A 424-nucleotide genomic window follows, 5' to 3' on the forward strand; every position below is an offset into this window, starting at 1 on the left:
CGTCGTGGCCCGCGCCGCGGACACGGCGGCGTGCAGCCGTTTCGGGCAGCACGTCGTGGCCGGGACGCGCTGGAAGTCGCCGCGGGGCCACTGGTACGCGCTCGGCGCGGGCAGCCGCCAGGTCGTGGCGCTCACCACGAGCGGCACGGTCTCGGGCACGCACGCGGGGACGGCGTTCGCCGTGCGGGCGCCGCGGGACGGGGCCGTACGGGTGCGGGCGCGGCTGGCGAACGGGGAGACGCTGGCGGAGGTGGGGCGCTGAGGGGGCCGGGCGTGTGGAGGTCCCTGCCGGTGTGCCGCTTCGGGGGGCGAGGCCGGGGCCGGGCGGGGACACTGTGGCGATGAGCCACGACGAGCGTGACAGGGACCGCCTGGAGCGGCACGAGGCGCAGACGCTGGGAGCCGCGCTGGCGGCGGAGCGGCG

Annotated in this window: 1 pseudogene; it reads left to right on the forward strand. The window is 79.2% G+C overall.

From position 1 onward, the window contains the following. Positions 1–262, forward strand: a pseudogene (locus G3I42_RS12890) (hypothetical protein); the annotation flags it as partial. Positions 263–424: the final 162 nt, after the last annotated feature.

This window comes from Streptomyces sp. SID11385 (assembly GCF_010548245.1).
Classification (GTDB): Bacteria; Actinomycetota; Actinomycetes; order Streptomycetales; family Streptomycetaceae; genus Streptomyces.